19 protein-coding genes and 1 other annotated feature are annotated in these 19,922 nt (G+C 53.0%); of the genes, 17 read left to right on the top strand and 2 right to left on the bottom strand.

Annotated elements, in window-relative coordinates; translation table 11 throughout:
* The 10 genes from tuf (GX016_05035) to GX016_04990 all read left to right on the top strand — a co-directional run.
* The coding region (tuf, locus tag GX016_05035) for an elongation factor Tu (GenBank protein HHT70928.1) at nucleotides 1-215 on the top strand (215 nt) is incomplete at its 5' end.
* Between the two features lie 95 nt (nucleotides 216-310).
* Nucleotides 311-460, top strand: coding sequence for a 50S ribosomal protein L33 (rpmG, locus tag GX016_05030; GenBank protein ID HHT70927.1), 150 nt, complete (start codon nucleotides 311-313; stop codon nucleotides 458-460).
* Between the two features lie 81 nt (nucleotides 461-541).
* Nucleotides 542-715, top strand: coding sequence for a preprotein translocase subunit SecE (secE, locus tag GX016_05025; protein HHT70926.1), 174 nt, complete (start codon nucleotides 542-544; stop codon nucleotides 713-715).
* A 32-nt stretch (nucleotides 716-747) separates the two neighbouring features.
* A complete protein-coding gene (nusG, locus tag GX016_05020) occupies nucleotides 748-1,284 on the top strand; it encodes a transcription termination/antitermination protein NusG (GenBank protein HHT70925.1) in 537 nt (178 codons plus the stop codon).
* 19 nt (nucleotides 1,285-1,303) lie between these two features.
* Nucleotides 1,304-1,729 carry a 50S ribosomal protein L11 gene (gene rplK, locus GX016_05015; protein ID HHT70924.1) on the top strand — a complete coding sequence of 142 codons (426 nt, stop codon included), beginning with the start codon at nucleotides 1,304-1,306 and terminating at the stop codon, nucleotides 1,727-1,729.
* A gap of 50 nt (nucleotides 1,730-1,779) precedes the next feature.
* Nucleotides 1,780-2,484 (top strand): 50S ribosomal protein L1, encoded by a 705-nt coding sequence (gene rplA / locus GX016_05010; protein ID HHT70923.1) that lies wholly within the window; start codon nucleotides 1,780-1,782, stop codon nucleotides 2,482-2,484.
* Between the two features lie 5 nt (nucleotides 2,485-2,489).
* Nucleotides 2,490-2,623, top strand: a sequence feature (ribosomal protein L10 leader region).
* A 14-nt stretch (nucleotides 2,624-2,637) separates the two neighbouring features.
* Nucleotides 2,638-3,165: a 50S ribosomal protein L10 gene (locus GX016_05005; GenBank protein ID HHT70922.1), complete on the top strand. Its 528-nt coding sequence runs from the start codon at nucleotides 2,638-2,640 to the stop codon at nucleotides 3,163-3,165.
* Nucleotides 3,166-3,199: 34 nt separating this feature from the next.
* Nucleotides 3,200-3,574 (top strand): 50S ribosomal protein L7/L12, encoded by a 375-nt coding sequence (gene rplL, locus GX016_05000; protein HHT70921.1) that lies wholly within the window; start codon nucleotides 3,200-3,202, stop codon nucleotides 3,572-3,574.
* A 159-nt stretch (nucleotides 3,575-3,733) separates the two neighbouring features.
* A complete protein-coding gene (locus GX016_04995; protein HHT70920.1) occupies nucleotides 3,734-4,267 on the top strand; it encodes a rubrerythrin family protein in 534 nt (177 codons plus the stop codon).
* A gap of 100 nt (nucleotides 4,268-4,367) precedes the next feature.
* On the top strand, nucleotides 4,368-5,612 hold the full coding sequence (locus GX016_04990; protein HHT70919.1) for an HD domain-containing protein: 1,245 nt from the start codon (nucleotides 4,368-4,370) through the stop codon (nucleotides 5,610-5,612).
* 30 nt (nucleotides 5,613-5,642) lie between these two features.
* Here the strand turns inward: GX016_04990 and GX016_04985 are convergent, their stop codons facing one another.
* Both GX016_04985 and GX016_04980 read right to left on the bottom strand, forming a co-directional pair.
* Nucleotides 5,643-6,878, bottom strand: coding sequence for an NAD(P)/FAD-dependent oxidoreductase (locus tag GX016_04985; GenBank protein HHT70918.1), 1,236 nt, complete (start codon nucleotides 6,876-6,878; stop codon nucleotides 5,643-5,645).
* Nucleotides 6,879-6,887: 9 nt separating this feature from the next.
* On the bottom strand, nucleotides 6,888-8,075 hold the full coding sequence (locus GX016_04980) for an anaerobic nitric oxide reductase flavorubredoxin (GenBank protein HHT70917.1): 1,188 nt from the start codon (nucleotides 8,073-8,075) through the stop codon (nucleotides 6,888-6,890).
* 346 nt (nucleotides 8,076-8,421) lie between these two features.
* On the opposite strand from GX016_04980, the gene rpoB reads away from it, so the two are divergent.
* The 7 genes from rpoB to tuf (GX016_04945) all read left to right on the top strand — a co-directional run.
* Entirely contained in the window at nucleotides 8,422-11,817 is a 3,396-nt protein-coding gene (gene rpoB / locus GX016_04975) for a DNA-directed RNA polymerase subunit beta (protein HHT70916.1), read from the top strand.
* A gap of 21 nt (nucleotides 11,818-11,838) precedes the next feature.
* Nucleotides 11,839-15,321 carry a DNA-directed RNA polymerase subunit beta' gene (gene rpoC / locus GX016_04970; GenBank protein ID HHT70915.1) on the top strand — a complete coding sequence of 1,161 codons (3,483 nt, stop codon included), beginning with the start codon at nucleotides 11,839-11,841 and terminating at the stop codon, nucleotides 15,319-15,321.
* Between the two features lie 194 nt (nucleotides 15,322-15,515).
* Complete coding sequence (locus tag GX016_04965) at nucleotides 15,516-15,764, top strand: 50S ribosomal protein L7Ae-like protein (GenBank protein ID HHT70914.1); 249 nt, start codon at nucleotides 15,516-15,518, stop codon at nucleotides 15,762-15,764.
* Nucleotides 15,765-15,784: 20 nt separating this feature from the next.
* Complete coding sequence (locus tag GX016_04960) at nucleotides 15,785-16,159, top strand: 30S ribosomal protein S12 (GenBank protein HHT70913.1); 375 nt, start codon at nucleotides 15,785-15,787, stop codon at nucleotides 16,157-16,159.
* A gap of 22 nt (nucleotides 16,160-16,181) precedes the next feature.
* Nucleotides 16,182-16,652: a 30S ribosomal protein S7 gene (gene rpsG / locus GX016_04955; GenBank protein ID HHT70912.1), complete on the top strand. Its 471-nt coding sequence runs from the start codon at nucleotides 16,182-16,184 to the stop codon at nucleotides 16,650-16,652.
* A gap of 44 nt (nucleotides 16,653-16,696) precedes the next feature.
* The gene (fusA, locus tag GX016_04950) at nucleotides 16,697-18,781 is read left to right on the top strand and encodes an elongation factor G (protein HHT70911.1); all 2,085 of its coding nucleotides are present in this window, start codon (nucleotides 16,697-16,699) and stop codon (nucleotides 18,779-18,781) included.
* A gap of 26 nt (nucleotides 18,782-18,807) precedes the next feature.
* Nucleotides 18,808-19,922, top strand: a 1,115-nt coding sequence (gene tuf / locus GX016_04945; GenBank protein ID HHT70910.1) for an elongation factor Tu, incomplete at its 3' end; no start/stop codon positions are given.

Genomic DNA, 19,922 nt, shown 5'->3' with positions numbered 1-19,922 from the left:
TTAACGGCTATCGGCCGCAGCTATACTTTAGGACCACCGACGTTACCGGTACCATTAATCTGCCGGAGGGCGTGGAGATGGTGATGCCCGGCGACAACGTGGTGATGGACGTGGAGCTCATTACTCCCATTGCCATTGAGCAGGGACTGCGCTTTGCTATTCGCGAAGGTGGCCGTACCGTAGGAGCCGGTGTTGTGGCTGAGGTGTTTGAATAGACAAGGGCAGCTTTCCAACTGAAGACATTGACAAGATTAATTCCCCTGTGATACAGTAGGTGGGTGAGCGTAAGCAGTCCTGGGAGGTGCGACAGGTGCGCGTGAGAGTGACACTGGCTTGCTCTGATTGCAAGCGGCGTAACTATACTACGACAAAAAATAAGAAGAAAACGACTAACCGACTAGAGCTTAAGAAGTATTGTCCCTTTTGCAAGAACCACACTGTGCACAGGGAAACGAAGTAAGCAGACCACAGAGGTGGTCTTGGAGGATGTGAGGGAATGGCAGAAGCTGCCAAAGGAAAAGTTGCTGCTTGGGGCCAGCGCATGGCCCGTTTCTTTCGTGAAGTGCGTGCCGAGCTCAAGAAGGTCATTTGGCCCAGCCGGGCAGAGGTAACCACTTACACTGCTGTTGTTATCGTATCGGTGGTTATTGTGGCTGGTTTGATCTGGGTGGTGGACTCTGCTGTTGCCCGGCTGCTGATACTGCTGATTAAGTAGCTAGCTCCGGAGGGTGGGGTTTCTTGGTGACGATTTCCCGTGGTGAGGAAAAACAATGGTACGTGGTCCACACGTACTCCGGTTACGAAAACAAGGTTAAAACTAACCTTGAAAAAAGAGTTGATTCCATGGGCATGCAGGATAAGATTTTTCGGGTATTGGTGCCGATGGAAGATCAACTGGAAATTAAAGACGGCAAGAAGAAAATCACCAGGAAAAAGGTTTTCCCGGGCTATGTCCTGGTGGAAATGTTTATGAGTGATGATTCCTGGTATGTGGTTCGCAATACACCGGGAGTTACTGGTTTTGTCGGACCGGGATCCAAACCGATTCCGCTTCGAGAGCATGAAGCCCAGGCAATCTTACGACAAATGGGTATTGAAGAGGCTAAACCCCGCTTGAAACTGGAGCGCGGCCAGAATGTGCGCCTGGTAGATGGGCCCTTCGAGGGCTTCATGGGTACTGTAGATGAAGTCCTTGCGGACAGAGGCAAAGTAAGGGTGCATATTTCGTTGTTTGGCCGAGATACTCCCTTAGAAGTAGATTTTATGCAGATCGAGAAGATGTAGTGCAAGGAGGTGTAGCTAGGTGGCGAAAAAAGTTGCAGCTATTGTCAAACTGCAAATTCCCGCCGGCAAGGCCACGCCCGCGCCCCCGGTTGGTCCGGCGCTTGGCCAACACGCCGTGAATATTATGGCCTTTGTAAAAGAATTCAATGCTCGCACTGCCGACCAGGCAGGCATGATTATTCCGGCTGAGATTACCATTTTCGAGGACCGTTCTTTTACTTTCGTTTGCAAGACTCCCCCGGCGGCAGTGTTAATCAAAAAGGCTGCTGGGGTGGAAACGGCTTCAGGTGAACCCAACAGGCGGAAAGTAGGTCGTATCAGCGAGGCTAAGGTGCGTGAAATTGCTGAGCTAAAGATGCAAGACCTTAACGCCGCCAGCGTGGAAGCGGCCATGAGAATGGTCAGCGGCACTGCGCGCAGCATGGGTATTGAAGTGGTGAAGTAAGCTATCAGGTGGGAGGAGAAATCCGTTATTACCACAAGGAGGAATGACAAGTGGCACATGGTAAACGTTATCGCGAAGCAGCAACCAAAATAGAGCGCGAGCGACTATATGAAGCTACCGATGCTCTGGTACTGCTCAAGGAGCTGCCACCGGCAAAATTTGACGAAACAATTGAAGTCTCTGTTCGTCTGAACATTGATCCCCGGCGGGCCGATCAACAGGTCCGAGGGGCGGTGGTGTTGCCTAATGGAACCGGCAAGACCGTTCGCGTTTTGGTTTTTGCCAAAGGCGAGAAGGCTAAAGAGGCGGAAGAGGCCGGCGCCTACATGGTAGGGGCTGAGGAGATAGCGGAGAAGATCCAAGGCGGCTGGACCGATTTCGATGTGGCCGTGGCTACACCGGACCTGATGAGTGTGGTTGGTCGGTTGGGCCGGATCCTGGGTCCGAAAGGTCTCATGCCAAATCCCAAGGCCGGCACTGTTACCATGGATGTGGGTCAAGCGGTAGCAGATATTCAACGAGGTAAGGTGGAGTACCGGGTTGACAAAACCAGCATTATCCACGTACCTATTGGACGGTTGTCTTTTTCGACCGAAAAACTGGCCGAGAATTACAATGCCCTCATGGATGCCATCATCCGCGCTAAGCCGGCAGTTGTTAAGGGCCAGTACATTAGGAGCATAGCCGTTTCGTCCACTATGAGTCCGGGAGTCAAGATTAATCCGCTGCGGCCGCTGGCAGAAATGGCCGACTAACCTAATCAAATAGTAAGAATTAGCCGTAGACAGCAGGTGCTTTGCTTAAAGGCGGTGCCGCCTGCCGAGGTTGGAAGCCCTTGAGGCATTATCTGGGGGTCGTCTGTCTATGGCTTGACGGCTCCTTTTAGTTTGCCGGAGGGAGGTGAGGATGTGGCACGACCCGAAAAAGAAGCAGCCGTGGCCGAGCTAAAGGAAAAACTCAGCCGGGCCCGTTCGGTCGTTCTAACGGATTATCGTGGTCTAACGGTGGCAGAGATTACAGAGCTTAGGAAGAGGCTGCGAGAAGCAGGGCTTGAATACCGAGTAGCGAAAAACACCCTTACGCGCCTGGCCGCCCAGGAAAAGGTGGGTGCAGCGTTGGATCCATACTTAATCGGTCCCACCGCTTTAGCCTTCTCTTATGAAGACCCGGTGGTTCCGGCTAAGATCTTAACCGAGTTTGCTCGGAGCTATCGAGCTCTCGAAATCAAAGGTGCGATTCTAGAAGATGAGGTCATTGATGCCGCCGCCGTGCAGGAGTTGGCTGAACTGCCATCCTACGAGGTATTGGTAGCTCAGTTGCTGGGAGTATTGCAGGGTCCGGTGCGTGGACTGGTCACTGTTTTGGGCGGTCCGCAAAGGAAGTTGGTTTATGCGCTGGACGCTATCCGGAAGGAAAAAGAACAAATGGCCGGCTAGGGGCCTAGGGCTCAAGATTTAAGGAGGGAACAAAATGACAAAGGAAGAAATCATTGAAGTCATTAAAGGCATGAGTGTATTGGAACTGTCGGAACTGGTTAAGGCCTTGGAAGAGGAGTTTGGTGTCTCAGCTTCTGCTCCCATGGCTGTGGCCGCCCCGGCTGCCGGTGTTGCTGCCGCGCCGGAGGAAGAGGAGCAGACAGAATTTGACGTTGTCCTTACAGCTGCTGGGCAGAAAAAGATCCAAGTGATAAAAGTGGTCCGCGAGATTACCGGTGTTGGCCTCAAGGACGCCAAGGACTTGGTAGACAGTGCTCCTCGTGCTATCAAAGAGAAGGTGTCGAAAGAAGAAGCCGAGGCTGTGAAAGCGAAACTGGTTGAGGCCGGTGCCGAAGTGGAAATCAAGTAGCAAAAAAACAGCAGGAAAGCCCGGGATCACCGGGCTTTTCTTCTGGGTAATTTTAACCAGACAAAAATAATTAGGTACTCTTAGGAGGAATTACTGTTATATATGGCGAATAGATGACCAAGGCTACGGAAAATATAGGAACCAGAAGGAGGCTTGAAGATGAACTTAAAAGGAACCAAAACAGAGAAGAACTTGCTCGCCGCTTTTGCCGGCGAATCGGAGGCCCGGAATAAGTATACCTATTTTGCCTCGGTGGCGAAGAAAGCCGGATTAGAGCAAATCGCCGCTGTATTCCTGGAGACGGCAGACAACGAGAAAGAACATGCCAAGCTGTGGGCCAAGTATTTAGGGCTTATTGGTGATACGGCCCAGAATCTGCAAGCAGCTATAGACGGGGAAAACTATGAGTGGACTGAGATGTATAGAGAGTTTGCCCAGACTGCCCGCGAAGAAGGCTTGGACGAAATTGCTACCTTTATGGAAGAAGTAGCTGAGGTGGAGGAAGAGCACGAAAAAAGGTATCGTCAACTGTTAGAGCGATTGCAGACGGATACTGTGTTCAAGCGTAGCAGCCCGATCAGATGGCGTTGCCGCAACTGCGGCTATGTCCATGAGGGTACCGAGGCACCAGAGGTGTGCCCGGCGTGTGCTCACCCACAGGCTTTTTATGAACCGGCGGCAGAGAATTATTAGGTAGTATCAGCCGCGGTCTAAACCGGTTGGCCAACAAGGTGCTGCCTGGGGCAACCCAGGCAGCACCTTGTTTTAAAATTCATCCTGAGGAGTCGGTACCATGATTACAGTTGAAGCGGTGAGATTCTTGCTCAGTGCCTCTCGTAGCCTGGATTTTACTTATGCCGGCTTATTGGATCATCACCAGCGAGTGGCGTATTTGTCCTTGGTTCTGGGCCAGGCAGCTGGGATCCACCGAGAAGAACTGTATCGTCTGTTTAAGACGGCAATTATTCACGATGCCGGCGTTGCCACCTTTAAGGAAAAAGAAAGGTTACTGGAGTTTGAGGTGGAACCTGAGGCTCGCTGGGAGCATTGCCGGAAGGGTTTTGAATTTGCAGCAGAGGTCCGAGCTTTAGATAGCTGTGCCCACAACCTGTTAGTGCATCATGACCGCTGGGCCGGGGGCAATCCGTCTGGTTTCGAACAGAGCGGGATACCTCTAATCGGTCGTATTATTCACTTAGCGGATAGGGTAGATGTTCTGATCCAAGATGAAATTCCTATTTTACAGCAAGCGAGCCTGATTAAGCGGCGCATACAGAGTAAAGCCGGGCAGGAGTTCGATCCGGAACTGGTGCACCTTCTCCTGGGCTTACTGGAACGCGAAAGCCTCTGGCTGGATCTAACAGCACCCTGGCTGGAAGAGAGGTTATTAGCTTGCCTAATGGCGATCACCCTACCCGGTAGGGTGGATCTGATGGATTTGGGCCAGCTGTTTGCCCGCGTAGTCGATGCCAAGAGCCGTTTTACTTATTGTCATTCCCGCGGTGTAGCTGCCTGTGCCCGTATTTTAGGGGATGAGCTCGGCTTTAGTTCCAGCGAGTGTGACTTACTGGAGGCGGCCGGCTTACTTCATGACCTGGGCAAAGTCACTGTCCCGGAAGACATTTTGGAGAAAAACAGCAGCTTGACCGGAGCCGAGTTCAATCTTGTTAAGCAGCATCCTTACTATACATACTGGCTGTTAAAATCAGTTACCAGGGAGCTGTCCCTGGCTGAATGGGCGGCTTTTCATCACGAACGGTTGGATGGCAGCGGTTACCCGTTTCAAAAGACTGCTGCCGAGTTGGCACTGGGAGCGCGCATTGTGGCTGTGGCGGATGTTTTTACCGCTCTCAGGGAGGAGCGCCCATACCGTTCAGGTTTAGCCTGGCCTGAGATACAAAGAATCCTAACCGAACAAGCGCAGGCCAAAGCACTGGATGCAAGAGTAGTAGAGACTCTGTTGTCCAGCCGTAGTCGACTGGATGCCAAGTGGGAGCAACTAAAAAACAATAGGCCCTGCGTTCCAGGGCCTACCTGAATTCCAGGGCCTATTATTTCGGACCCGTCTCTAGCTGTTATTTTCGGCGGCAGAGGTTCCGGCTACAAAGCCGGAAGACCAGGCCCACTGAAGATTGTACCCGCCGCAGTCCCCATCCACGTCCATAACTTCTCCAGCAAAGTAGAGCTCGGGCACCAAGTTAGAACTTAGAGTTTGGGGACAGATATCGCGTCCGTCAAGTCCACCGGCGGTGACCTGGGCCGCAGTCCAACCGTTGGTACCGGTGATGGTGAACGTCCAGCCGGTGAGTAGAGCTGCCAGGGCGGCTACTTGAGCGGAACTAATCTGGGCTGCTCTCATTCTAAGGTCGATTCCGGCTTCTTTCAACAGTACCGGTATTAATCGTTTGTTAAGAAAACCCACCAGGCTAAGTTCCGCTGTCTTGTGCCCCTGCTCCTTAAACCGGCACTTAAGATAGTTGGCTACTTGCTGTGTTTTTTGTTCCGGCCACAGACTTACTTTAAGTACTGGCTCTTTGCCTTGGCTTCGAATTTCCCCGGCGGAACGACTGAGAGCTAAGATCGGTGGGCCCGAGATCCCGTAATTGGCGAACAGGATTTCACCAGCAGCGGTGCTTACCATTGTTTCCTCCCGGTAAATTGTGGCTTGACCGTGGAATTTAACCCCGGCTAGCGCTTTCAAAAACGGTGCCTTAAGCCTAAGTTGTACCAAGGCAGGAAACGGTTCCACTAACCGGTGGCCAAAGGAAGCGGCCACAGCATAACCATCGCCGGTACAGCCAAATTGAGGCCCGGCCTTGCCGCCGGTGGCAATTATTACCGCATCGGTTTCAAAGGAACCCACGGTGGTATATACTGTAAACAGCGTCCCACTTTTGGCCACTGACTTGACGGCTGTGTCACAAACCATGGCTACGCCTTCATATTCGGCCTGATAACGAAGCACATCAAGAACACTGGAGGCTTGTCCGGAAGCCGGGAATACTTTTCCGGCTTCTTCCTGGCGAGGCTCCACCCCGAGCTCTCGAAAAAACTCCAGGGTTTGCGCTCCGGTAAACCGGTTCAGGACTGTGCCGGCAAAACGAGGCTCAGAGCCGTGAAAATGGCCCGGATCCAAATCCATATTGGTAAAATTGCAGCGGCCGTTACCGGTGGCCAGCAGCTTCTTCCCCACCCGCGGATTCTTTTCCAACAAGGTTACTTGGGCACCGCGCCGACAGGCCGCCAGTGCAGCCATCAGGCCGGCGGCCCCGCCGCCGATGACAAGTAGGCGTTTTTGCCGCATGGTATTGTCCTATAATTGGCCGACAAACTGCTGCCCGAATTGTTGGCAGCGGGCCAGGCCGTCGCTGTCTGGATTCCAGGCTTCTCTGATGCCGTCATTGACCACTTGAAAACCGGCGTCTTTTAGCCGGGCGGTCAATAGCTGCACCGATTCGCCGCTCCAGCCGTAGGTTCCGAACGCCGCTGCCTTCTTGTTCTTAAAGGCCAGACCTTTGGCCATATCCATCAGGGCAACCATGGACGCTAAGATGCTACGGTTCACAGTGGGCGAGCCCACCACAATGGCTTTAGACTTGAATATCTGACTCAGGACGTCGTTTTTGTCCGTCTTGGCAGCATTGTATAGTTTAACATTAATGTTGCCGTCCGCTTGTCTGACACCGGCGGCAATGGCTTCGGCCATGCGTCGAGTTCCGTTCCACATGGTATCATAGACAATGGTTATCTGGTCCTCTTGATAGGCCTGGGACCATTGTAGGTATTTGTTGACAATCTGCAGCGGATCTTGGCGCCAAATGATACCGTGGCTGGGGCAAATCATATTTACGGGGACGTCCATGGCCAGCACTTCATCGATCTTTCTTTTTACCAGCACACTGAACGGGTTCAAGATATTGGCGTAGTATTTCAGGGCTTCCTGGAACAGTTCACTCTGATCAACCAAGTCATTGTACATGTACTCAGATGCGTAGTGCTGACCAAAGGCATCGTTACTAAACAGAATGTTATCCCCGGCCAGATAGGTGAACATACTGTCCGGCCAGTGCAGCAGCGGCGCTTCGACAAAGACTAACTTGTTGTCACCGATATCCAAGCGATCACCGGTCTTAACTGGTACGAAGTTCCAGTCCTGATGATAATGCCCTTTGAGTGACTTAACACCGTTGGCGCTGCAATAGATGGGGGTGTCCGGGATTTCCTGCATCAGCTCCGGTAGAGCACCGCTATGATCCATCTCGGCGTGATTAGCGACAATGTAGTCGATATCTTTGAGGTCGATTATTTTCTTCAAATTGGCCACGAATTCCCGGGCGTAAGGTTGCCAGACAGTATCGATTAGGACCGTTTTCTTGTCTCTGATCAAATAGGCGTTATAAGACGAACCCTTGTGAACAGAATACTCATGGCCATGAAACCATCGAAGCTCCCAATCGATTTTGCCGACCCAGGTTACACGCTGGTTGATGTTAAAACTCATTAGAATCCTCCTTTCTAACTGAAACCATTACTGTTTAGGGAATGTATGATTAGTATACCACATGGCGGGGAGATTACAACTTATAGGTTATCTTTCCACCTATTGACGGCAGCCGACGTTTATGATAACATAACTAAATGCGACCAGGGGAACTTCTTGCCTTTTTTGGGCAGCGATAGGTGAGGGGATAATCTTTGGGAAAAACGGGAATAATACGAAGTGGCTCTTTTTGTCTTTAAGCGAGGCGAGGTCTGCCTAATTAGCCGCCTTGCTTTTCAGTGTTTTTGGTAAGGGTGTAGGTGTTTCATATAGATCGCTAATTAGCAAGCCGAGGGGTGAAGTCAACTTGCTGCATCCTAGTCGGGGTCGTGCCAAAGAGCGGTACAGTTTCGCCAAGTTGGTTGATGTGCTTGACCTCCCTAATCTGATTGAAATCCAGCGTAGTTCGTATCAGTGGTTTTTGGAGCGGGGACTAAAAGAGACGTTTGATGAAATTTCACCGATTCTGGATTTTACCGGCAATCTTATTTTGGAGTTTGTCACTTATAGTCTGGGTGAACCTAAGTATTCGGTGGAAGAGTGTAAAGAGCGTGATGTTACTTATGCTGCTCCTTTAAAAGCAAAAGTCCGGTTACACAACAAGGAAACCGGCGAGGTAAAGGAGCAGGAGGTTTTCATGGGGGATTTTCCCCTGATGACCGATAAAGGTACTTTTATTATCAACGGCGCCGAGCGGGTGGTAGTAAGCCAGTTGGTACGCTCGCCCGGAGTATACTTTTCCAAGAGTGAAGAACAAGGCAAGGAACTTTATGGCGCTACCATTATGCCTAATCGGGGCGCGTGGCTGGAGTTCGAACTGGATGCCACCGACGTTGTCACAGTGCGGGTGGACCGCACGCGCAAGATTCCGGTGACTGCTCTGGTCCGGGCTTTAGGTTATGGTTCCGACGGCCGTATACTGGAGTTGTTCCGGGACGACAGCCGTATTCGCGCTACCTTAGAGCGTGACAGCACCAAAAATGAAGAAGAAGGGTTGGTCGAAGTATATAAGCGCCTCCGGCCAGGCGAACCGCCTACGGTGGACAGTGCCCGTAATTTACTGGAAAACCTGTTTTTTGAACCTAAGCGCTACGATTTGGCCTCGGTGGGCCGATATAAGCTCAACAAGAAGCTAAAACTTGCTATAGCGCCAGACAAGCAGGTGCTAACCAAGGAAGATATCATCGCCACCATCAGGTATCTAATCGGCCTTAAGGACGAAAAAGGCCGCGTTGACGATATCGACCATTTGGGCAATAGGAGGCTGCGTTCGGTCGGGGAACTGCTTCAGAACCAATTTAGGATCGGGCTATCCCGGATGGAACGGGTGGTACGGGAGCGAATGACTATTCAGGATGTGGATATTATTACGCCCCAGGCACTCATTAATATCCGCCCTGTAGTGGCAGCGATCAAGGAATTCTTCGGCAGTTCCCAGTTATCACAGTTCATGGATCAAACCAATCCCCTAGCTGAGCTAACCCACAAAAGACGCTTGTCGGCTTTGGGTCCCGGCGGTCTGTCTCGGGAGCGGGCCGGTTTCGAAGTGCGCGATGTGCATTACTCCCACTACGGGCGCATCTGCCCTATTGAGACGCCGGAAGGGCCCAACATTGGCCTGATCAGTTCTCTCTCTACCTATGCGCGGGTAAACGAGTACGGTTTTATTGAAACCCCGTATCGGCAGGTTGATAAAGAGCGCGGTGTGGTGACCAAGGAAATTGTCTATATGACTGCCGATGAAGAGGACGAGTATGTCATTGCCCAGGCTAATGAGCCGCTGACTGAAGATGGGCGGTTCGTAAACAGCAAGGTTAGAGTGCGGTTTGGCGATCGGATTGTGGAGGTGGCCAATGAACAGGTAGACTTTATGGACGTGTCACCGAAGCAGTTGGTTTCGGTAGCCACGGCCCTCATTCCTTTCTTGGAACACGACGATGCCAACCGAGCCCTCATGGGTTCTAACATGCAGCGTCAGGCAGTACCGCTTTTGGTACCGGAAGCGCCGCTAGTTGGTACCGGCATCGAAAATAAGGCCGCTTACGATTCCGGGGTGCTGGTGATGGCAAACCGTCCCGGCGTGGTAGTGCACACAACAGCCGACGCTGTTATTGTGCGTGCCGACGATGGTACTTTAGACAGGTATCATTTGGATAAGTTTGTACGTTCCAACCAAGGCACATGTATTAACCAGCGTCCCATTGTAACCAAGGGCGAACGGGTGGAAGCGGGTACCATCTTAGCCGACGGTCCTTCCACCGAACACGGAGAAATGGCCCTGGGTCGAAACGTATTGGTAGCTTTTATGCCTTGGGAAGGCTATAACTATGAAGACGCTATTTTGATCTCAAAACGGTTAGTGAAGGAAGACGTGTTTACGTCTATTCATATTGAAGAGTACGAATGTGATGCCCGTGATACGAAGCTGGGGCCGGAGGAAATTACCCGGGACATACCTAATGTGGGCGAGGAGGCCTTAAAAGACCTGGATGACCGCGGTATTATCCGTATCGGGGCAGAAGTCCGCTCCGGTGATATTCTGGTGGGGAAGGTCACTCCCAAGGGCGAGACCGAACTCACGGCCGAAGAGCGGCTGCTTAGGGCCATCTTCGGGGAGAAGGCGCGTGAGGTTCGGGACACGTCTTTGCGGGTACCGCACGGTGAAGCTGGCATTGTGGTGGATGTAAAGGTTTTTTCCCGTGACAGCGGCGATGAAATTGCCCCGGGGATAAACCAGTTGGTACGCGTGTATGTGGCCCAAAAGCGGAAGATTTCCGAAGGAGATAAAATGGCCGGAAGGCATGGTAATAAAGGTGTTATTGCTCAGATTTTGCCGGAGGAAGATATGCCTTTCTTGCCTGATGGCGAACCGGTAGATATTGTACTCAACCCGCTGGGTGTACCGTCGCGGCTCAATATTGGGCAGGTGTTGGAGACTCACCTGGGTTGGGCGGCCAAGATCCTAGGGCTTAAGATCGCCACTCCGGTGTTCGATGGGGCCAGCGAAGAGGAAATCAGAGACATGCTGGTCCGAGCTAAGCTGCCTGCCGATGGCAAAATCCAGCTACGCGATGGGCGGACCGGTCTGGCTTTTGACAACCTGATCACGGTGGGCTACATTTATATGCTCAAGCTGGCCCATTTAGTCGATGATAAGATCCACGCCCGTTCCACCGGTCCGTACTCGTTGGTTACCCAGCAGCCCTTAGGGGGCAAGGCTCAATTCGGTGGCCAGCGGTTTGGTGAGATGGAGGTCTGGGCCTTGGAAGCCTATGGCTCGGCCTACACTCTGCAAGAGCTTCTTACCGTAAAGTCGGACGATGTGGTGGGCCGGGTAAAAACCTACGAGGCCATTGTCAAAGGTGAAAACGTACCGGAACCGGGCGTACCGGAATCATTTAAGGTACTCATCAAAGAGTTGCAGAGTCTGTGCCTGGATGTTAAGGTGCTAAACGAAGCTGAGGAAGAAATAGATATCCGTGATGAAGAGGATGACGTGGCCGCTACGGCCAAGGAATTGGAGCTGGATATTGACGGCAAGGCCGAAAGTCCGCGTGGTCGAAAAAGCAAGGCACTAGAAGATGATGGGGAAGAAGGCGACGAAGCCGATGAAGCCCACGTACAAGAAAACACGGTAGATCCCAATTTAGATGAAGAAGAACTGGTGAGAGTCAGTCTGGCGGCTGATGATGAGGATGACTAAGGGAGAAGGGAGCGAGGCCCTTTGCTAGATGCAAATAGATTCGACCGCATTCGGATCGCTTTGGCCTCTCCAGATCAGATACGCGCTTGGTCCAGCGGTGAGGTAAAAAAGCCGGAGACGATCAATTACCGAACCCTAAAGCCAGAGCGCGAGGGCCTGTTTTGCGAGCGCATTTTTGGCCCCACCAAAGATTGGGAATGCCACTGTGGTAAGTACAAGCGGATTAGGTATAAGGGCATCGTCTGTGACCGCTGTGGGGTGGAGGTAACTCGGGCTAAGGTGCGTCGGGAGCGGATGGGTCATATTGAGCTGGCAGCCCCGGCTTCCCACATTTGGTACTTCAAGGGTATTCCCAGCCGGATGGGTCTCATATTAGACATGTCGCCGCGGTCACTGGAGAAGGTACTTTATTTTGCCGCCTACGTGGTGACGGATCCCGGTGAGACGCCGTTGGTGCAGAAGCAAATATTGAGCGAGGCGGAATACCGGGAACATCGTGATCAGTATGGTGCCGGTTTTCAAGCCGGTATGGGAGCCGAAGCCATCAGACAATTGCTGGAAGCAATAGACCTAGACCAGATGGCGGCCGAGCTGAGGCAGGAGCTTAAAGATGTTCGCGGCCAGAGAAAAATCCGCGCCATTCGCCGACTGGAAGTGGTGGAAGCATTCCGCAAAAGCGGTAACCGGCCAGAGTGGATGATTCTGGATGTTATTCCGGTGATTCCCCCGGAGCTGCGCCCCATGGTGCAGCTCGACGGTGGGCGCTTTGCCACTTCGGATCTAAATGATCTTTACCGGCGGGTAATCAACCGCAATAATCGGCTGAAGCGCCTCTTGGAGCTGCAGGCCCCTGATATCATTGTCCGTAACGAAAAACGCATGCTACAAGAGGCAGTGGATGCTCTGATCGATAACGGCCGGCGCGGCCGGCCGGTGACTGGACCCGGAAACCGAGCCCTTAAATCCTTGAGTGATTTACTCAAGGGCAAACAAGGACGATTCCGTCAGAATCTGCTGGGTAAGCGGGTGGACTATTCCGGCCGGTCGGTGATCGTGGTGGGACCGAATCTGGATATGCACCAATGCGGCTTGCCAAAAGAAATGGCTCTGGAGCTATTCAAGCCCTTTGTTATGAAAGAGCTAGTAGAACGAGGCCATGCCAACAACATCAAGAGCGCTAAGCGCATGGTGGAGAGGGTTCGGGAAGAAGTCTGGGATGTGCTGGAAGATGTTATCGAGGAGCACCCGGTAATGCTAAATCGTGCGCCGACGCTGCACCGGTTGGGGATTCAAGCCTTTGAGCCGGTGTTGGTGGAGGGACGGGCGATTCAGATCCATCCCTTGGTTTGTTCAGCCTACAATGCTGACTTCGACGGTGACCAGATGGCAGTCCACGTTCCCCTGTCGGCTGAAGCCCAAGCCGAGGCTCGGGTGCTGATGCTGTCGGCCTACAATATTCTTTCACCGGCCAACGGCAGGCCTTTGGCTGTGCCCACCCAGGATATGGTGCTCGGTGCTTACTATTTGACCAGTGTCAAGGAAGATGCTACCGGGGCCGGGCGCTACTTTAGTTCTGCTGAGGAAGCGCAGATGGCTTACGATGCCAGAGAGCTATCGCTTCAGGCTCCGATCAAGGTGCGGCTGAAAGGGAAATTGGAGGAGACCACATTAGGTCGGCTTATTTTCAACCAGGCCTTGCCCCTGGACCCGGAATACCACTTCAATGATGTGGTGGATAAGAAGATGTTGGGCAAGATAGTAAGCGACTGCTACCGCCGACATGGGATTGAAACAACAGTGGAGATGCTGGACCGAATTAAGTCGTTGGGATTTCACTATGCTACTATAGCCGGAATTACCATTTCTGTTGACGACACCATAGTGCCCACGACCAAGACAGATATTCTAGCCGAAGCCGACCGCAGGGTGGAAGAAATTGAGGAGCAGTACCACAACGGACTGGTAACTCAAGACGAGCGTTATCAGCAGGTGATCAAGATTTGGAATGAAGCCACCGAGACAGTTACGGATTCTTTGGTGGAGAACTTGGATAAGTTTAATCCGGTATTTATGATGGCCACCTCCGGTGCCCGGGGTAACATTCAGCAGCTAAGGCAGCTGGCCGGGATGCGGGGCCTGATGGCCGATCCTTCCGGACGGATCATTGACCTGCCTATTCGTTCTAATTTCCATGAGGGTCTAACGGTATTGGAATACTTTATTTCCACCCACGGGGCCAGAAAGGGTTTGGCCGATACCGCACTCCGGACCGCCGACTCCGGTTACTTGACCAGACGGCTGGTGGACGTGGCTCAGGACGTGATTGTGCGCGAAGAAGATTGCGGCACCCCGGAGGGCTTTTATATCACCGCTATGCGCGACGGTAACGAAGAGCTGCAGTCACTGTCCGAACGCATTATCGGGCGCGTAGCCGCCGAGGATGTTGTACACCCGGAGACAGGGGAGATTCTGGTTGGTGGGGGCGAAGAGATCAGTGCCGATGCGGCCGCTGCTATCACTGCCGCCGGGCTCGAAGGAATTAAGGTGCGTACCGTCCTGCAATGTCAGTCCAAGAATGGAGTCTGTGCCAAGTGCTACGGCCGTAGCTTAGCCACGGGTCGCCTGGTGGATGTGGGTGAAGCAGTGGGTATTGTAGCGGCTCAGTCCATTGGCGAGCCCGGTACCCAGCTTACCATGCGCACGTTCCACACCGGCGGTGTGGCCGGGGATGATATTACCCAGGGTTTACCCCGGGTGGAAGAGTTGTTTGAAGCACGCAAACCTAAGGGTGCGGCTGTGATTACCGATATGGACGGCGTGGTTCATATTACTGAAAACCGTGGCCGGACCGAAATCCAAGTGGTAGATAAGGAAACAGGCGAAGCCCATTCCTTCCCTGTGCCCCACGGGGCCAGAATGCATGTGAAAGAAGGTCAATCCGTGTTGGCTGGGGATCAGCTTACCGAAGGATCCATTAATCCCCACGAGCTTCTTCGGATCAAAGGCATGGGTGCCGTGCAAGCTTATTTGCTGCATGAAGTCCAACGGGTGTATCGGTTCCAAGGAGTAGAGATTAACGACAAGCATATTGAGATCATTGTTCGCCAGATGCTAAAGAAGGTAAAAGTGGAAGATCCTGGGGACACAGAGCTATTACTGGGCTCCTTAGTGGACGTGAGTGAGTTCGAAGAAGAAAACGTGAAAGCCCTGGAAGGTAACGGAGAACCGGCTACGGCTCGCCCCACCCTTCTCGGCATTACCAAGGCTTCCCTGGCGACGGAGTCATTCTTGTCGGCAGCTTCTTTCCAGGAAACTACCCGGGTGCTTACCGATGCGGCTATCAAGGGCAAGACTGATCAATTGTTAGGTCTGAAGGAAAATGTGATTATCGGTAAACTCATTCCGGCCGGTACCGGCATGTCTCGCTATGGCCGGGTAAAAATAGAAACCCAGTCGGTAGAGCCGGCCGAAACTACAACGACAACGTCCCAGGCCAGCCAGTAACTCTTCCTTGACAGCTACTTGTGGCAGTGGTAAAATATCCGAGTGCGGTCTAAGGCCGTCTTCGCTGGAGATTAGGCGGCCGAGCAATGAATAGTACGATGGTTTGGGGCCAGGTCCGACCAAGTGAGCATGTTAGGCGCTGGACCTGGCTCCAGTTCGCTAAAAAGAAACACCAACGAGACTGGGGGCTGCGAATGATGCTGGATCAACTCCGGACGGCCAGAAGAAAGTCGGTCGGTACGAAGCAGACGCTGAAAGCGGTGCAAAAAGGCATTGCCCGCCAGGTTTTTGTGGCCAAAGATGCTGAACCCCATGTGGTGAGCCCATTACTTACACTATGCCAGGAAAACGATACTCCGTATACGTATGCTGACAATATGAAGGTTTTAGGTAGAGCTTGCGGTATCCAAGTTGGGGCCGCGGCCGCGGCCATAATTGATTAGCAGGGGAAGGAGGTGGGAAGATGCCGACAATTAATCAGCTGATCCGGCAAGGACGAGAGAAGATGAAGGGAAAGTCCTCCGCACCCGCATTGCAAGGGTCGCCGCAAAGGCGTGGAGTATGCACTCGCGTGTACACCACAACTCCCAAGAAGCCCAACTCTGCCCTTAGAAAAGTAGCGCGGGTGCGCTTAACTAACGGACTTGAAGTTACTTCCTATATCCCTGGTATTGGCCACAATCTTCAGGAGCACGCCGTGGTTTTGGTGCGCGGTGGCCGTGTTAAGGATATACCTGGGGTAAGATACCACATTGTTCGGGGAACACTAGATTCCGCCGGTGTTCAGGATCGACGGCAGAGTCGGTCGAAATACGGCGCGAAGCGGCCCAAGCAATAAGAACATTTAAGGAGGGAAGGGGATGCCAAGACGAGGCCATATTCCGCGGCAGGAAATCGCCCCGGATCCTGTTTACGGGAGCGATATGGTAACCCGCTTAATAAACAAGGTCTTAACCAGCGGGCAGCGCAGTGTTGCCGAGCGCATATGTTACGACGCTTTGGAGCGCGTACACCAAAAGACAAAGCGAAATCCGCTGGAGATTTTTGATCAAGCTGTCAAGAATATCACACCTTTGGTAGAAGTGCGGGCTCGCCGGGTGGGCGGCGCCAACTACCAGGTACCGATAGAAGTGCGTCCTGAACGACGTTCATCGTTGGCTATTAGGTGGCTGGTTCAGTATTCCCGTGCTCGGGGCGAGCGCACCATGTCAGAGCGGCTGGCGGCAGAGATTATGGATGCAGCCAATGGCACCGGAGGAGCAGTCAAGAAGCGCGAGGATACCCATAGAATGGCCGAAGCCAATAAGGCTTTTGCCCACTACCGCTGGTAGAAAAAGAAGTTTTTATGATTTTCCTTACGGAAGGGGTGAAATCTATGCCAAGGCAATACGAACTACAAAAGACGCGTAACATCGGCATCATGGCCCACATCGATGCCGGCAAGACTACTACCACCGAGCGAATTCTTTTTTACACGGGCAAGGTTCATAAAATGGGCGAAGTACATGACGGGGCCGCCACCATGGACTGGATGGTCCAAGAGCAGGAGCGGGGCATTACGATTACGTCGGCTGCCACTACTTGCGTTTGGCGGGACCATTGTATTAACATTATTGACACGCCCGGCCACGTTGATTTCACCATGGAGGTGGAACGCTCGCTACGCGTACTGGACGGAGCAGTTGCCGTGTTTTGTGCCAAGGGTGGTGTAGAACCCCAGTCCGAGACTGTATGGCATCAAGCCGATCGGTACAAAGTGCCGCGCATTGCCTATGTCAATAAGATGGACATCGTCGGGGCTGACTTTTTCCGCACCGTCAACATGATTCGTACCCGGCTGGGTGCCAATCCGGTTCCGATCGAGATTCCAATCGGGAAAGAGAGTGATTTTCTCGGTACCGTGGATCTTATCTCTATGCGGGGCCTTATCTACCTTGACGATGTGGGGGCTGTGAGCGAGGAGAGGGAAATTCCGTCGGAGCTGAGGGAAGAAGCACAGCAGTGGCGTGACAAGATGCTGGAGGCGTTGGCCGAAGTGGACGACGCTGTGATGGAAAAGTATTTGGAGGGTGAGGAGATTACGCCCGGAGAGGCTAAAGCGGCCTTGCGTAAAGGAACCCTCAAGGGAAAGATTGTTCCGGTGCTCTGCGGCTCGTCTTATCGAAACAAAGGCGTACAGCCTATACTGGACGCCATTGTAGATTATCTACCGGCGCCGACCGATATTCCCGATATTCGCGGCCTCAATCCCCAAACGGAGGAAGAGGAAGAACGATCCACCAGCGATGATGCGCCTTTTAGCGCCCTGGCTTTTAAGGTGATGACGGATCCTTTTGTTGGTAAACTGGTTTTTGTCCGCGTCTATTCCGGTGAGCTGAAGGCTGGGTCTTATGTCTACAATACTAACCGAGGCCGAAAAGAGCGGGTCGGTCGTATTATTAGAATGCATGCCAATCACCGCTCCGAGGTGGACAAAGCTTTTACGGGTGATATCGTGGCCGTGGTGGGTCTGCGCAATACTGGCACCGGTGATACACTCTGTGACGAGACGGCACCGATTATGCTGGAATCTATCCAGTTTCCGGAACCGGTTATTTATGTAGCCATTGAACCTAAAACCAAAGTCGATCAGGATAAGCTGGGCGAAGCCCTGGGGAAGCTGGAAGAAGAAGACCCCACGTTCCGTATTCATACCGAACCGGAGACGGGTCAAACCTTGATCGCCGGTATGGGCGAGCTGCACCTGGAGATTATTGTGGATCGCCTGCTGCGCGAATTTAAGGTCGGGGCCAATGTTGGTACGCCGGAAGTGGCTTACAAAGAAACCATCAGTAAGCTGGCCCGGGCCGAGGGACGGTTTATCCGTCAAACCGGCGGGCGCGGTCAATACGGCGATGTGAAGCTAGAGGTAAGACCGCTGGAGCGGGGGCTAGGGTTCTTGTTTGAGAGCAAAATCGTTGGCGGAGTAGTGCCTAAGGATTATATCCCCGCAGTGGAAGGCGGTGTGCGCGAGGCAGCCGAAAACGGTATCTTAGCCGGCTATCCGCTGGTTGACGTGGGGGTTACACTGTATGACGGCTCCTACCACGAAGTGGACTCTTCGGAAATGGCCTTCAAGATCGCTGGGTCCATCGGTTTTAAGAATGCAGTTTCACAGGCTGAACCGGTGTTACTCGAGCCGATCATGAAAGTGGAAGTATTAGTACCAGAAGAGTACATGGGCGACGTGATGGGTGATCTAAACAGCCGTCGCGGCAACATCGAGGGCATGGATCAAAGAAGCGGAGTGCAGGTAATCGATGCACTGGTACCGCTGGCCGAAATGTTCGGCTATGCCACCGACCTGCGGTCGCGCACCCAGGGACGCGGCAACTACTCAATGCAGTTTTCCCACTATGACCAGGTTCCCAAGAATCTGGCCGAAAAAATTATTACTCGCACCCAGGGACTGACTGGGTAGGCTAAGTTAAGTGAGGAGGAAAAAACATGGCGAAGAAAAAGTTTGAACGGACTAAGCCCCACGTGAACATCGGTACTATCGGTCACGTGGATCACGGCAAGACCACTCTTACTGCTGCAATTACCAAGTTATTGTCTGATGCCGGGCTGTCGAGCTTCATTCCTTACGATCAGATCGACAAAGCACCCGAAGAGCGGGCCCGCGGAATCACTATTGCTACTTCGCACGTGGAGTACGAGACTGAAAATCGGCACTACGCCCATGTGGACTGCCCCGGTCACGCCGACTATGTGAAGAACATGATTACCGGTGCCGCCCAAATGGACGGTGCTATCTTGGTGGTCTCCGCTGCCGACGGCCCTATGCCCCAGACCAGAGAGCATATTCTGTTGGCCCGGCAGGTGGGTGTACCTTATATTGTGGTCTTCCTAAACAAATCCGACCAGGTAGACGATCCCGAGCTCATGGAGCTGGTGGAAATGGAAGTGCGGGATCTGCTCTCCGAGTACGAGTTCCCCGGCGACGATATTCCGGTAGTGGCCGGCTCGGCCTTGAAGGCGCTTGAGTGCGGCTGCGGCGGAAAAGAGTGCGAGTGGTGCGGCCCCATCTGGAAACTGATGGAAGAGGTGGACCGCTATATTCCCACTCCGGAGCGCGATACCGACAAACCGTTCCTGATGCCCATTGAAGACGTGTTCACTATTACCGGACGGGGAACCGTGGTTACCGGCCGGGTGGAGCGGGGTAAAGTAAAACTGGGTGACGAGATCCAGATTGTCGGGTTAGCAGAAGAAAGCCGCAAGACCGTAGTCACCGGAGTAGAGATGTTCAGAAAGACGTTGGACGAAGGTGTAGCCGGCGATAACATCGGGGTGCTCCTGCGCGGGATCGACCGCGAGGATGTGGAGCGCGGTCAGGTATTGGCCAAACCGGGCAGCATCCGTCCGCTCACCAAGTTCAAGGGTCAGGTTTATGTGTTAACCAAGGAAGAAGGCGGACGCCACACTCCGTTCTTTAACGGCTATCGGCCGCAGCTATACTTTAGGACCACCGACGTTACCGGTACCATTAATCTGCCGGAGGGCGTGGAGATGGTGATGCCCGGCGACAACGTGGTGATGGACGTGGAGCTCATTACTCC

The sequence above is a fragment of the Bacillota bacterium genome, assembly GCA_012837285.1.
In the GTDB taxonomy this organism is placed as follows: domain Bacteria; phylum Bacillota; class DTU030; order DUMP01; family DUMP01; genus DUNI01.
Note: the sequence above shows the minus strand (reverse complement) of the source record. Positions and strands in the feature narration are given on the sequence as shown.